This window comes from Akkermansiaceae bacterium, assembly GCA_019634595.1.
In the GTDB taxonomy this organism is placed as follows: Bacteria; Verrucomicrobiota; Verrucomicrobiia; order Verrucomicrobiales; family Akkermansiaceae; genus Luteolibacter.
Map to the genome: position 1 here is coordinate 75503 of JAHCBC010000002.1, position 13860 is coordinate 89362.

Here is a 13860-nt window from a genome sequence, read left to right on the forward strand (position 1 = left end):
AAACAGGTTCCGGGTCCGGCCGACGGTCAGGCGACGGCGGCCTCAGGCTCCAGTTCGAAGAGTTCGCGGGCGTCCGCGATGTGGCCGCTGATGGCCGCGGCGGCGACCATGACCGGGGACATGAGGACGGTGCGGCCGGTCGGGGAACCCTGGCGGCCCTTGAAGTTCCGGTTCGAGGAGGACGCGCAGAGCTGGTCACCCACAAGCTTGTCGGGGTTCATCGCCAGACACATCGAGCAACCGGCGCCGCGCCATTCGAAGCCGGCGGCGCGGAAGATTTCCGGCAGGCCTTCCTGCTCCGCCTGGATGGCGACCACCTGGGAGCCGGGGACGACGATGGCCTTCACGTGCGGGGCGACGCGGTGGCCCTGGATGTATTTCGCGACCTCGCGGAAGTCGGAAATGCGGCCGTTGGTGCAGGAGCCGATGAAGGCGACGTCGATCTTCACGCCCTTGATCGGGGTGCCGGCGTCCAGCTTCATGTAGGTGAGGGCTTCCTCGATGGTCGCCTTCTCACCGGGTGACTCCGCGTTGGCAGGGTCCGGGATGTTTTCGGAAACGAAGATGCCGTGGTCCGGGGAGATGCCCCAGGTGACCGTCGGCTCGATCTCCTCCGCCTTGATCTTCACGATGTCGTCGAAGTGCGCGTCGGCATCGGAAGCGAAGGACAGCCAGCGCGCGGCGGTGGCGTCGAAGTCGGACATGTCCACATAGGGACGGGCGCTGAGGTAGGCGACGGTCTTCGCGTCCGGATTGATGTAGCCGCAGCGGGCGCCACCTTCGATGGACATGTTGCAGACGGTCATCCGCTCTTCCATGGACATGCGCTCGAAGACGTCACCGGCGTATTCGTAGGCGTAGCCGATGCCACCCTTCGCGCCGAGCAGGCGGATGATGTGCAGGATGACGTCCTTCGCATACACGCCCGGGCGGAGCTTTCCATTCACCTCGATACGGCGGACCTTGAGCGGCTCCACGGCGAGGGTCTGGGATGCCAGCACATCGCGCACCTGGGTGGTGCCGATGCCGAAAGCGATCGCGCCGAAAGCACCGTGGGTGGCGGTGTGGGAGTCACCGCAGGCGATGGTGGTGCCGGGCTGGGTGATGCCCTGCTCAGGGCCCACCACGTGGACGACGCCCTGCTTGCCGGAGGCGAGGTCGAAATAGGTCACGCCGAAATCATCCGCGTTCTTGCGCAGGGCGTCCATCATCTCCGCGGCGAGCGGATCCTGCGGCGCGTCCTGATCCACGGTCGGCACGATGTGGTCCACGGTGGCGAACGTGCGCTGCGGGAACTTCACGCTCAGCCCGAGATCGCGGAGCATGCCGAATGCCTGCGGCGAAGTCACCTCATGGATGAGGTGGGTGCCGATGAAAAGTTGCGTGCGGCCATCGGCCAGCGTGCCGACGGTGTGGGATTCCCAGACTTTTTGGAAGAGGCTCTTGCCCATGTTCATGATCAGCCGTGGTTCGCGGCGGGGCGGGAAAATGGCCAAGCCCGGCAAAAATGTCAAAGCCGCATCTCGCGGAACGCCACCGGCCTCAACCTCCGATGCCGATCCAGATGCCGCCCAGGATGGCTCCGAAGACCGCCAGCACTCCTGCGGCGGCCGCCGCCCCCGGCCAGAACGGCTTGCGGTGCCCGGAACGCACTTTCCCGGAGAGCTGTCCACGATGGACCCGCCGTTTCAGAGGAGCCACGTGATAGTGACAGAGGCTGCCTTGATAACGGAGCGGGTTCGGCTCGCCCGGGCGAAGTCGCTGGGTTTGATTCATTCAGGGGGGTGGGGTTTCCGATTTGCATAATGCATCCCCTGCCAGAACGTCAATAAAAAAGCGCCTTCCTCTGTTACAAGGAAGGCGCTTCAGGAAAATTCTATTTCAGACCGGGAAACTTATTTCTCGGCGTGCACCTCGGAGACGGTGGTCGTTTCAATCTCCTGGAACTGCGGGAGCGGACGGAGCGGCGGGGCCTTCGGCTCGCTGGTGCAGCAGCACGATGCGGAAATGAGCGCGAAAGCGGTGACGGCGATGGCGGAGATGAAACGGATCATGGAGAGGAGGTTGGAGTTTTTTTACAAGTGGCGGACCGGCTTTCACACGAAAACCGGCCCGCATTCAAGAAGATTACTTCGCAGGAGCCTGATAGGTCGGCCGGGAAGGCTCGGGAGCGGCGGTCGGGCAGCAGGAAGCGGCGAGCAGAGCTGCTGCGCTGGCACCGGCGATAAAGACGAATTTGAGTGTTGTCATATTGGATGGATGGGTTGCTTTTATCGAAATCACCGGCCCACAAGTGACCAGTGATGATCAGGTTAGCGTTCGGTTAGTCTGCTGCAAGGGAAAAGAAAGCTGGTCCGGCCATGAAATGATGAGCGTTGACGGGGGGGCGGTTTCCATCCAAGTTGCGTCTCCGACTCGCCTTTTTGCCGAGGAACCATCAGCCATTCCCCAAATGACCATCATCCGCCGTTTTCTCGCCGTCATCTCCGCGGCCGCCATGGTATCGTTCGCATCCGCCCAGGATGGGAAGCTCAAGATCGCCACGGTCGATATGCAGGAGCTCTTCAAGCAGTATTACAAAACCAACGACGCGCAGAAACAGATCAACGTCGAGCGCGCGCGCATCCAGAAGGACAACAACGAGCGCCTCGCCCGCATCCGCGAGCTGGAAGGCACGCTGGGCGGCCTGCGCAAGCAGCTCGAGGATCCGACCATCAATGAATCCAAGAAGCAGCAGCTTTTCAAGGATTGGCAGATGCAGCAGCAGGAAGGCATCGCCCTGGACCGGGAGCGCCGCGAGTTCCTCCAGCGCCGCAACCAGGCCCTCAACGAGAAGATGGTGCAGCGCATGAAGGGTATCCTCGAGGAGATCCGCAAGCTGGTCGAAGAGCAGGCGAAGAAAGATGACTTCGACTACGTGTTCGACAAGTCCGGCCTCAGCACCTCCCAGGTTCCTTTCCTCCTCTACACCAAGGACGCCACGGACATCACCGCCGGCCTCCTCAAGGACCTGAACAAGGACGCCCCGGCCGAGTCCCTGCCGACTCCCGGCGAGCCTGCTCCGGAACTTCCGGACACCACGCCTGCTCCCGCCCCTGCGGCTGAGTAACCCGTCCCGTTCCCCTACAATTCAAGAAACGGGTGGCAACAGCCCTCTCCCTTTCCGAGCTCGCCCAGTTGGTCGATGGTGACATCGTCCGGGGCGGGCTCGCTCCGTCTCTGGCAGGTGTGGCCGCGCTCGATGCGGCCGGACCGGGTGAAGCCAGCTTCTTCGGCAACGACAAGTACCGCTCCCAGTTTCTGGAAACGCGCGCGGGTGCCGTGATCGCCGCCACGGGTGAAACCGGCGGCTCTGAAACGTGCGCCCTCATCACGGTGGCGAATCCGTCGCTCGCCTTCGCCACGGTGGTCCGCCACTTCGCGGCGGCCGCCAAAAAACTGGAACCCGGCATCCATCCGCGGGCCGTGGTGGAACCCGGCGCATTGCTGGATCCCACGAAGGTCCGCATCCACGCCGGAGCCGTCATCATGCCCGGCGCCAGGATCGGTGATGGCACCGAGGTGGGGCCGAACGCCGTGATCGGCGAGGAAGCGGTGATCGGCGCGGACTGCCGCATCATGGCCAACGTGACCGTGCGCGAGCGCTGCGTCATCGGCGACCGTGTCATCCTCCAGCCCGGATGCGTGGTCGGCTCGGATGGATACGGCTACGAATTTTCCGGCGGCAGGCACGTGAAGATCGACCAGGTCGGCATCGTGGAGGTCGGTGACGATGTGGAGATCGGCTCAAACAGCACCATCGACCGCGCCCGCTTCGGCAAGACGGTGATCGGTGAGGGCACGAAGATCGATAATCTCGTCATGATCGCCCATAACGTGATGGTCGGGAAGCACTGCCTCGTCGTCAGCCAATCAGGCATCGCCGGCAGCGCGAAGCTGGAGGACTACGTGACGGTGGCCGCCCAGGCCGGAGTCGGCGGGCATGTCACCGTCGGCGCGAAGGCCATCCTGACCGCGCGGACCGGCGTCACCGCCAGCCTCCCCGGGGGAGCCACCTATGCGGGGAAACCCGCCCTGCCGATCCGGGAGGAAATGAAGCAACAGGCACAGCTCCGGCGGCTGGCCCGGCTGATCGAGCGCGTCAAGGCGCTCGAACAGAAGCTGGGCGGAGAGTAGCGTATCCCACGCGCAGCGAATCCCGTGAGAGATTCGGGGGGAAGGACGTCACCCAACAGATGGGCGACGGTTCTCCATGGACTTCCCCGCAGCCGGAAGTCTCACGACTTCCGCCACAGAGCCACCGCTCACCATCCGCCGCCGATGGCTTTCGCCAAGGAGACGGAAAGGGCGAGACGCTCCGCACGCACGGAGTTGGAGCGGCGCTCCGCGTCCAGACGGGTCCGTTCCGCGTCCACCACGTCGAGGAAGCTGACCAGACCGGCGTCGAAGCGTTTCGAGGACAGGTCGAAGGTGTTCTTCGCGGCGGCAGCGGCTTGGTCCTGTGCTTTCTGGCGGCCCACGATGATCGAGGAGGCCTGCAGCGCGTTCTCCACCTCGCGGATGGATTCCAGGACGATCTGACGGTAGTCCGCGCTGGCTGCCTCATGGGCGGCGACGGCGGCATCCTTCCGGTCACGCAGGAATTTCTGCTGGGTGATGGGGATGTTGATGTTAGGGCCGATGGACCAGATCAAGCTGGAGGACTTGAAGAGCTGGCTGGCGGTGTTCGAGGAAAAGCCGCCGCTGCCACCGATGGTGAAGGATGGATAGTAGGCGGCCATCGCAACGCCGATGTCCGCGTTCGCGGCGGCCACGCGGCGCTCCGCCGCACGGACGTCCGGCCGCTGGCGCAGCACTTCGGACGGGACCGAAACCGGGATGGAAGGTGGAGACGGGAGGTCGAAACGCTCCGGAACGGAAGATCCCGTGGCGGAGGCCCCCGCCAGCACGGCCAGGGCGTTCACCAGCTCGACACGATCCTGGTCGAGCTGGATTTTGTCCGCCTCTGCGGTGGCCACCTCCACTTCGGCACGGGACAGGTCAAGGCCGCTGATGGCTCCGGCATCCCGCTGCTCCTTCAGCAGGCTGAATGCCTTGCGGCGCAGTTCAACGGCCCGCGACAGCAGCGCGCGGTCCGCGTCCACGGCCCGCAGCGCCCAATAGGTCTGGGCCACTTCGCTGGCGATGGTGAGTTTCAGCGCGTTGAAGCTCTCCTGCTGGGCGTCGGCGGAAGCATCCGCGGACTCCACCTGACGGCGGACGGCGCCCCACACATCGAGTTCATAGGAAAGGTCGGCGGGGACCGAGAAATTGTTCTGCACGGTGGAGATCCCCTGTGCGCGGGTCTTCGAGCGGCTGGAGGAAGGATTCAGATCGATGGAAGGGAAGTACCGGCCGCGGGCCGCCGCGCTCAGGGAGCGGGCCTGCCGGACCCGTGCGGAGGCACCGGCCAGCTCCTGGTTGTTGCCGAGGGCGCGGTCCACCAGCGAGTTGAGGGTGCCGTCTCCATACAATCTCCACCAAGCCCGCGGGTTGGGGAGTGAGTCAGGGGACTGCTTCTTCCACTTCACTCCTCCGTTGGAGAAGGACGCGGGGAGTTTCATCTCCGGTGTTTCGTGATTGGGTCCCAAAGGCTTGCAAGCCGCGATCAATAACACGGAGGAAAGAGGCAGGACGGTGGCTAGAGATCTCGGGGACATGGAAGTGGCGGAATTGAACCATCGTTTAAGAACCTCGCAAACGAAAGTTGCGGAATTTCCCAAATGAGACGATGAAATGTTGGGGAATTGTGCTCAGTCCACCCGATGGGAGGAGGAATTTCAGGTTTGATTCCCGGAAATTTCCGGGCATCTTCGGAATAACCCAAAAACCCCGAAAATGCGCTCGATCCTCATTCTTTTCATCGGCGGCACCTTGATCGCCTCCGCCCAGAATCCCACCGCCGCCCAGCAGGCACAGCAATTCTACCAGCAAGGCATCGCACAGGAGCAGGCTGGTGATGTCGAGGGTGCCAGGACCGCCTACACGCAGGCGCTCCGGCTCAACCCCCATCTTGCGGATGCGCGGTTCCGCCTCGGCCAGTTGAAGATGGACCGCGGCCAGCTCGCGGCAGCCGCCCGGAAGAACAAATTCGGCACCGTCATCATCCCGCAGATGAATCTCGACGGGGCGACGGTGGCCGAGTCCCTGGAAGCCCTCCGCATTTCGATGGAGAAAGTCTCCAACGGCGAAGTCGCGCCGAACTTCGTCCTCAAGGACCCGGACCGCAAGCTGGAGAAAACCTCCGTTTCCTTCCAACTGAAGTCCGTGCCCGCCAAGGCCATCCTCGACTACATCCTGACCCAAGGGCATGCGAGGGCGATCTTCGACGAACATGCGGTGGTCATTGAACCGATTCCGGGCCCCGGTTTGACATCCCCCGGGGATTCCGTTAACGGGAGCCGATGAAGATATCCGCCGACGGCGCTTGGTACTTTTCGCGGGACGGCCAGCAAAGCGGACCGCTCACCTATGCCGACCTCAAGGAGAAAGCCGATGAGGGGGTGCTCAAGCCACGCTCCGACCTCGTCTGGAAGGAAGGCTTGGCGGATTGGGTGCCGGTCGGTGAGGTGGACGGGCTGTTCGAACGCCGCGAAACGGTGGTTCCGGCAGCAGATCCCTACGCCCCTCCGCCCACCACCATCGGTGATCCCTACCATGCGGAGACGGCGGGCGACTGGCCCGGCGCACGACGCCGCTCCTACCTGTTTTTCAGCCTGGTGTTCCCGTTCGTGCTGGGCTTTGTCACCGGTCTGGTGAAGGCCTCCTTCCCCGGCTTGCTCGAACCGCGGGGGTGGGAGATCGTCGATCTCTACGGCCTGATGGTCTTCCCGTCCGTCCTGGCGCTCTATTTCGGCATCCAGCGGTTCGCGAACCTGGGGATGAGCCGCTGGTGGTACTTGGGCCATTTCGTGCCGATCCTGAATCTCTGGACCGGCTACCGCAGTTTCGCCTGCCCCGCCGGATATGCGGTCCACAAAAAGATGGATGGAGCCGGGATCTTCCTCGCCATCATCTATTGGCTGGTGGTCGTGGCTGTCATTGCCGCCATTGCCTTCCTCATCGCAATCCTTGCCGGTGCGGCCGGAAGCCCTGAAATCCAGCAGCAGCTCAAGGATCTTCTGGAAACGCTGCGGCTCCAACCCCCTGCTGGAGCGAAATGATCCGCTACTCCAAGGAAACGGACGAGCGCCGTGAAGCCGGCTCCCACGAATGCTGGTGCCTGCATGGTTCCGTGGGGGCGGCATCGGATTTTCGTGCACTGGCGAAGGCCCTCGCCCAAGGGGGCATCGGCTCGCGGGCGGTGGATCTGTGGCGCTTCCTGGAACCCGGTCCACTCCCCATCGGAGAATCCGGAGCCACGCTGAACGAGGACGCGAAGGGGGAAACCTTCCGCGGCACCGGGCGCTCGCTGCTGGGTTACTCCATGGGCGGCCGCCTGGCTCTCCATGGGCTGCTGGAGCCGGACCATCCCTGGCAGGCGGCGGTCATCGTCTCCGCCCATCCCGGGCTGGAGGACGAACTGGAACGGTCCGCCCGCAAGGCCGCCGACAGCACTTGGGCGGCGAAGGCATTCGCCGGAGACTGGAAGGAGTTCACCAGCCAATGGAACGCCCAGCCGCTGCTGGGCGGGAACATCCGCGAGCCGGAGGCCACCCAGCGGCTGGTCGCCCGCCGCAGGGAGATTTCCCGCAGCTTCCTCGACTGGTCGGTGGGGCTCCAAGAGCCGCTGTGGGACCGCCTTTCCTCGGTTGGGATTCCCGTCCTGTGGGTGGTGGGTGAGCGGGATGCGAAATACGCGGCCATCGCGGAACGGGCGGCCGGTCTCACCCCACGGGGCATTCTGGCCGTCGCCCCGGATGCCGGACACCGCGTCCCGTGGGAGAATCCGGCGTGGTTCGCTGACCGCGTTTCACGTTTTCTCAAAACCGCTTCCTGACCACGGCACACGCCGTATGGGTTTGCCAACTCCCCGGGGGCGTTCAAACTCCCCGTCGTCATGTGGACCACCCAGCGCGAATTCGAGGACATCCGTTACGAAACGACCGATAACGGCAGCATCGCCAAGATCACCATCAACCGGCCGGAGGTCCGCAACGCCTTCCGCCCGAAGACGGTCGCCGAGCTGCTGAAAGCGTTCGACCTGGCGCACGAGGACCCGCAGGTGGGCGTCATCATCCTCACCGGTGAGGGCGACATGGCCTTCTGCTCCGGCGGCGACCAGAAGGTCCGCGGGCACGCCGGCTACATCGGCGAGGACGGCGTCCCCCGCCTCAACGTGCTGGATCTGCAGAAGAAAATCCGCAGCCTGCCGAAGCCCGTGGTCGCCATGGTCGCCGGTTTCGCCATCGGCGGCGGTCATGTGCTCCACATCGTCTGCGACCTGACCATCGCCGCGGACAACGCCCGCTTCGGCCAGACCGGCCCGAAGGTCGGCTCGTTCGATGGAGGACTCGGCTCCAGCTACCTCGCCCGCATCGTCGGCCAGAAAAAGGCACGGGAAATCTGGTACCTCTGCCGCCAGTATGACGCGCAGCAGGCGCTCGACATGGGCTTGGTCAACACCGTGGTGCCGCTGGTGGAACTGGAGACGGAGACGCTCAAATGGTGCCGCGAAATGCTCGCCCACTCCCCGCTCGCCCTGCGCTGCCTGAAGTCCGCCCTCAACGCGGACTGCGATGGCCAGATGGGTCTGCTGGACCTCGCCGGAAACGCCACCCTGCTCTACTATATGAGCGAGGAGGGCAAGGAGGGCAAACAGGCCTTCATCGAAAAGCGGCAGCCGGATTTCTCGAAGTTCCCGCGGGTGCCTTGATGGTGGGAATGCGGGTCCTCTTACCAACCATGGGCTTATATATGGGGTGCACGATAATTACCGCCTTATCCTGCCCTCGTCCAGATTGGACCACCTGACTCCCAGCACGCGCATTGCGCCAAGTAGAATGACACCGGAGAAGGTTTGGGAGAGCCTCTGTCGGCGGTCGTTGCGTCAGAAAGAATGACACCCGGATGAGGACACTTACCGGGATCATGAGTCGGAAGAGCAGAACAGAATATTTGGAGAGCTGCCGTGCGCGTTATGTGGGGCGCAACCGGGCGGGAACGAGCGCGATGATCGATGAGATCAGCGACACCCCCGGCTGGAACCGCAAGCACACGATCAAAGCCCTCAACGGCAAGGTCAGCCTGGGAGCCATCGAAGCAAGGCTGGGGCGATCTTTGCCATCGTTGAGCGCAAGGAAGACCGTCAGGACGAGATCCGGCGGCCGGAGAGTCCCGGGAGGTAGGCCCCGTGGTGGTGGGACTTTCCACTATCAACCCAAACCATCAGAACCAGCCCACGCGCCGGGTGTCATGAATCCTGACGCAACGACCCACCAACTCCGGGGTCATTCTTCATTGGCGCAATACGCACGCGCAGCAGAAACGCCAACCCGAAATCCGTCAGCGTCCGCTTTCCGGTCTCAATGCACGCGGAGGTCGCCAGTCGATGTCCCAACCATTGGCTTGCGACCACGCCGCGAACTGCTCTTGCGTCCAGTTTTGGCACCCCGGTCCGCCGGAAAAACGCGGCCCGAAGAAATTCATTTTCCCTCCTCCGGGAGACGGGCTGGCAAACTCCGGCATGTGGATGGCAAGAGCGGAATCCACACACAGTTGGTGCAAATAATTTGAATTTCCCAGCATTTGGATCGTCAAAGCCCTCAATCCATTCCGGCGCAGATAAGCGGGCCGAACCATTTCCTTCCTCCTCCCTCACTTTGATCCTGCCTCCATGAAAACGCTCCCCCCGCAATCCTGGCACTTCCCCTCCATTTTCATGGCTTTGCGCTATGTTCTTCTCTCATGCTTTTTCTCTGTCGCAATCATCCAACAAGCAAATGGCATCGTCATTGGCGACAGGGTTAGAGCCGATCTGAATCTGAAAATCCGCTCCACCGCCTCTACATCGGGTGCGGATTTAGGCACGGTTCCGAGCGGGTCGCTCGGCGTTGTAATCGGAGGACCGACGAACGCAAACGGATACACATGGTGGCGGGTCGATTGGGAAAGCAGCAGTCTATCAACAGGATGGTCAGTCAATGATCTGACGGTCGTGAAAGCCCCGACTCCGGGAAGTCCTAGTCCTGGAAATACCTCCGGTCCGGGCCCCATTCTCCCGGGCACAAGCGTGACACTCACTTGGAGTTCCTCCAGCGGTGCAAGCTATTATGATCTCGGCCTCACCGACATCGCCACCGGCAACCTCGTGGTGGACACAACGACCACCTCGACCAGCCGCACTGTGAATCTGCAGCCCGGGAAAGCTTATCGTTGGAATGTCGCGGCGGGGAATTCAGCCGGCCTGTCCTCATACACCTCATTGCGTTACTTCCAGACCCCCCAAACCGTGGGAACACCAACGGTTTCGATTGGTTCGCCATCAGGAAACGTATCAGTGCCGAATGGGACGACCAGCTACAGTTTCTCAGGCTCGGCGACCGCGCCGGGGAGTTCGGTTTCGGCAGTGGAATGGCGTGTAAACAGCGGAAACTGGAACACTGCATCCGGCACGACATCCTGGAGTTTCACGGCAACGAATCTAAGCGTCGGCCAGAACATCGTTGATGTCAGATCCCGCAATTCCCAGGCTACCTACAGCACTATAACATCAAGAACCATCACGCGGCAAACAGCAGGAACTACGCTCGATTTCTCCAAGCTGATTCCGGAGCAGATTTCCACCAACACCGCACCCCATGATGCGACCCTCTCCGTTACCGGAGCCAATCTCAACAACGTCGATCGGGTAACCTTGAATTGGAGCGGAGCGGACAATGGGAGCGCAACGTGGAATCGAAACGATTCCAACTGGAATGCGAAGGTGACCGTCAATTCCAATACGTCGATGACTCTGCGGCCGAAAGTCGTTGAACAGAATCCCACTTGGTCGGGAACCCTGCATTGGACGGTCACCTTGCGGGACACCAGTGGCGCGACTGCCTCACGGTCATTCACCGTTGTTTATACCCCATCCCCTTCGCAACCTGTCCTCTCCGTAACACCCTCCAACCCTTCGATCCAATCATCTTCAGCGGGATCAATCAGCCTGGCCGTCAGCAATGCAGGTGGCGGGACAATGAACTATTCAGCAAGCGTCGCCAGTGGCTCATCGTGGCTTTCCATCACATCCGGAGCGTCCGGCGGAAACAGTGGAACGATCAACGTGTCTTATTCAACGAATACAGGCACACAACGCTCGGGAACGATTCAGATTGCGGCGCCCGCAGCGTCCGGCAGTCCGAAAACAGTGACCATCATCCAAGCGGGGGCAGGAGGCGGAACTGTCACACTTCCGGGATCAATGGCATATATTCGACAAATTGGCATATCTGACATGCATCCCGGGTTCGACTCGCGAGCTGCTTGCGGACCAGCTTCAGCGGTGATGATTTTAACTTATTATAATCGCCTGGCACCACGACCCATGATAGGCAAATCCGGCCAAACCAACAATTATAGCTGGTATGTCGCACCGATAAATCAGGAAGGAATCCCATCAAGCACAGCTTATTCACACGCAAACTTTCCATTCAATATAGGAACTGCGGATCTTGGCGGAAAGATTAACTATGGAGCGCATGGATATTTAATAGAAAACAGCAATGTGGGGACATTGGCTTACAAAGCCGTCCAATATTTCTGGAAACACGGTATATGGGCTTCTTTTGAAGGTTCTTCCAGTGAAGCGAAAGTCAAATCCGAAATCGATGCAGGACGGCCGGTTTTTTTAAGCACGCAATTCCAATCAGGTGGTCACATCATGGCTATTCGTGGATATACTCCGACTCATTTGATTGCCTCAGATCCATGGGTGCGCAATGACCTTCAGAGCAGAGATCATCATAGTTATACATGGAGTGAAATCCACTATAACGGGGCACAAAAATGGATGATTAAAATGCTTTCTCCGATCACTGCGGGACAACAGATTCGCACCACATCTATATTCCCTGGCAATGTCCGCGCCCAACCAAGCCAGACAGCAAGCCAGATTGGCGCACAACGAACTGCCGGAGCGTTAGGAACCATCGTCTTCGACAGTACGAAAAATTCCACATTCTGGAATGCCGAAGGATACACTTGGGTCAAGGTTCATTGGGATACCGACCAAGTGGTCGGTTGGTCTGCAATCGGAAGTAGCGATAGTCTGTGGATTGAGCCGATACCCGGTTCTTCACCCCCTGCCACCCAATACACGATCACAGCAACTGCTGGCACCGGAGGCACGATCAGCCCCAGCGGAAACGTCTCCAAGAACGCGGGGGGGAGCCAGACATTCACGGCCAGCCCAAATGCCAACTATATGGTCAATCAGTGGTTGGTTGATGGGACCGTGGCGCAAACCGGCGGGAACAGCTACACGCTTTCCAACATCCAGGCCAACCGGGGTGTCCACGTTACATTCGCGGCATCTCCGGCAGGTCCCACCATCTTGCAGAATGGGATCCCCGTGGCGGGAATAGGCGGTCTTCAAGGCAGTTCGCTTCATTACAAGATCACGGTTCCTTCCGGGCAGGCCCAGTTGGTGATCGGCATTTCCGGAGGGACGGGGGATGGAGATTTGTATTTGAAGCGCGGAGCGCAGGCGACAACAACCAGCTACGACCATCGCCCCTATTTGAATGGCAATAATGAGACCGTGACGATACCCAACCCTGCTGCGGGGGACTGGTACGTCATGATTCACGGTTTCTCCGATTATGATGGGATTACCCTGACGGCCTCTTTCACATCTTCGCAGGCGCAAACCGGCTCATTGCAGGTGAATCTCACGCCGGCAGGAGCGGTGGGGGTGGGGGCACAGTGGCGGGTGAACGGAGGAGCGTGGCAGAACAGCGGCGCCACCTTGCCGGGACTTCCTGCAGGTTCCCATACGTTATCCTTCAAAACGGTGGACGGCTGGACCACGCCCGCCAACCAAACGGTAACGATCAACTCCAACCAAACGACCACAGCGATCGGCACTTACGTGGCGGTTCCGGGCCACGTGGATCTGGTGGTGCTCGAACCTATCCCCGTCCCCGCCACCCATGTCGCCCAAGGAGGGACGATCCAGATGAGTTGGACGGAAAGAAATAATGGCTCCGCAAGCCCTGCTTCCACGCACAACACAAAGATATTCTTATCCAGCGCTTCGCATGGAACAACCCATCAAATCGGCTACTATGGCCCGATGGGGTTCTTGAGTCCCGGTGCATCGGAAAGTTATTCCGGTTCCATCGTCCTGCCCCCTTCGATCCCTCCTGGAGAGTATCATGTGACGGTGTTCATCGATTCCGATCAGCAGATCCCCGAGTCTAACGAGAACAATAACATCGGCAGTTCCAGCCCGGCCAAACTCACGATCCAATCAAACGGTGGAGGCGGCGGCGGCGGCGGCGGTGGATCTTCGGCATTCGCCTCCTGGGCATCAGCATTGCCTGCGGGCCAACGCGGGCCGAACGATCAACCGCTCGGCGACGGTGTTCCGAATCTGGTGAGATATGCGCTTGGTTTGGCTTCCGGCCAACGCGCACGGACTGAAGATCTTCCCGCTTCCGGGTGGGTGACGGTGCGGGGCAAAACCTATCAACGCTTCACCTACACCCGCCCGGCTGATCGGACGGATATCGGATATATCGTGCAATGCTCCTCAAACATGATCGATTGGCGTCAGGCGGAGTTGGTCGATGTCGTGGCCAATGGCAACGGTACGATTACGGTCATCCATAGGCATGAAACACCCGCAAACTCGGGCGGACAGGGCTTCATGCGCCTGCGGGTAAGCCAGCCTTGACT

Annotated in this window: 11 protein-coding genes; 7 read left to right on the plus strand and 4 right to left on the minus strand. The window is 61.1% G+C overall.

The window, feature by feature from the left end; translation table 11 throughout:
• Nucleotides 1–26 precede the first annotated feature (26 nt).
• The 3 genes from leuC to KF712_06055 form a co-directional block, all read right to left on the minus strand.
• Nucleotides 27–1451, minus strand: a complete 1425-nt coding sequence (gene leuC / locus KF712_06045) for a 3-isopropylmalate dehydratase large subunit (protein MBX3740531.1) — start codon at nt 1449–1451, stop codon at nt 27–29.
• 91 nt (nt 1452–1542) lie between these two features.
• Nucleotides 1543–1776, minus strand: coding sequence for a hypothetical protein (locus KF712_06050; GenBank protein ID MBX3740532.1), 234 nt, complete (start codon nt 1774–1776; stop codon nt 1543–1545).
• A gap of 119 nt (nt 1777–1895) precedes the next feature.
• Nucleotides 1896–2054: a hypothetical protein gene (locus KF712_06055; GenBank protein ID MBX3740533.1), complete on the minus strand. Its 159-nt coding sequence runs from the start codon at nt 2052–2054 to the stop codon at nt 1896–1898.
• Nucleotides 2055–2452: 398 nt separating this feature from the next.
• Between KF712_06055 and KF712_06060 the strand changes: the two genes are divergently transcribed.
• Nucleotides 2453–3109 (plus strand): OmpH family outer membrane protein, encoded by a 657-nt coding sequence (locus tag KF712_06060; GenBank protein ID MBX3740534.1) that lies wholly within the window; start codon nt 2453–2455, stop codon nt 3107–3109.
• 32 nt (nt 3110–3141) lie between these two features.
• Nucleotides 3142–4176: a UDP-3-O-(3-hydroxymyristoyl)glucosamine N-acyltransferase gene (gene lpxD / locus KF712_06065; protein ID MBX3740535.1), complete on the plus strand. Its 1035-nt coding sequence runs from the start codon at nt 3142–3144 to the stop codon at nt 4174–4176.
• Nucleotides 4177–4304: 128 nt separating this feature from the next.
• On the opposite strand, the gene KF712_06070 is transcribed toward lpxD, so the two are convergent.
• Complete coding sequence (locus KF712_06070; GenBank protein ID MBX3740536.1) at nt 4305–5699, minus strand: efflux transporter outer membrane subunit; 1395 nt, start codon at nt 5697–5699, stop codon at nt 4305–4307.
• Between the two features lie 178 nt (nt 5700–5877).
• On the opposite strand from KF712_06070, the gene KF712_06075 reads away from it, so the two are divergent.
• The 5 genes from KF712_06075 (at nt 5878) to KF712_06095 (ending at nt 13858) form a co-directional block, all read left to right on the plus strand.
• Complete coding sequence (locus KF712_06075; protein MBX3740537.1) at nt 5878–6447, plus strand: tetratricopeptide repeat protein; 570 nt, start codon at nt 5878–5880, stop codon at nt 6445–6447.
• Nucleotides 6444–7202 carry a DUF4339 domain-containing protein gene (locus tag KF712_06080; protein ID MBX3740538.1) on the plus strand — a complete coding sequence of 253 codons (759 nt, stop codon included), beginning with the start codon at nt 6444–6446 and terminating at the stop codon, nt 7200–7202. Before KF712_06075 ends, KF712_06080 begins: the two co-directional genes overlap by 4 nt.
• Nucleotides 7199–7978 carry an alpha/beta fold hydrolase gene (locus tag KF712_06085; GenBank protein MBX3740539.1) on the plus strand — a complete coding sequence of 260 codons (780 nt, stop codon included), beginning with the start codon at nt 7199–7201 and terminating at the stop codon, nt 7976–7978. The genes KF712_06080 and KF712_06085 overlap by 4 nt, the downstream gene beginning before the upstream one ends.
• Nucleotides 7979–8038: 60 nt before the next feature.
• Nucleotides 8039–8854, plus strand: a complete 816-nt coding sequence (gene menB / locus KF712_06090; GenBank protein ID MBX3740540.1) for a 1,4-dihydroxy-2-naphthoyl-CoA synthase — start codon at nt 8039–8041, stop codon at nt 8852–8854.
• A gap of 960 nt (nt 8855–9814) precedes the next feature.
• Entirely contained in the window at nt 9815–13858 is a 4044-nt protein-coding gene (locus KF712_06095) for a C39 family peptidase (GenBank protein MBX3740541.1), read from the plus strand.
• Nucleotides 13859–13860: the final 2 nt, after the last annotated feature.

Coding starts and splice junctions, on each gene's coding strand:
- leuC (MBX3740531.1), bottom strand. CDS start 1,451: ATGGGCAAGAGCCTCTTCCAAAAAGTCTGGGAATCCCACACCGTCGGC.
- KF712_06050 (MBX3740532.1), bottom strand. CDS start 1,776: ATGAATCAAACCCAGCGACTTCGCCCGGGCGAGCCGAACCCGCTCCGT.
- KF712_06055 (MBX3740533.1), bottom strand. CDS start 2,054: ATGATCCGTTTCATCTCCGCCATCGCCGTCACCGCTTTCGCGCTCATT.
- KF712_06060 (MBX3740534.1), top strand. CDS start 2,453: ATGACCATCATCCGCCGTTTTCTCGCCGTCATCTCCGCGGCCGCCATG.
- KF712_06070 (MBX3740536.1), bottom strand. CDS start 5,699: ATGTCCCCGAGATCTCTAGCCACCGTCCTGCCTCTTTCCTCCGTGTTA.
- KF712_06075 (MBX3740537.1), top strand. CDS start 5,878: ATGCGCTCGATCCTCATTCTTTTCATCGGCGGCACCTTGATCGCCTCC.
- KF712_06080 (MBX3740538.1), top strand. CDS start 6,444: ATGAAGATATCCGCCGACGGCGCTTGGTACTTTTCGCGGGACGGCCAG.
- KF712_06085 (MBX3740539.1), top strand. CDS start 7,199: ATGATCCGCTACTCCAAGGAAACGGACGAGCGCCGTGAAGCCGGCTCC.
- menB (MBX3740540.1), top strand. CDS start 8,039: ATGTGGACCACCCAGCGCGAATTCGAGGACATCCGTTACGAAACGACC.
- KF712_06095 (MBX3740541.1), top strand. CDS start 9,815: ATGAAAACGCTCCCCCCGCAATCCTGGCACTTCCCCTCCATTTTCATG.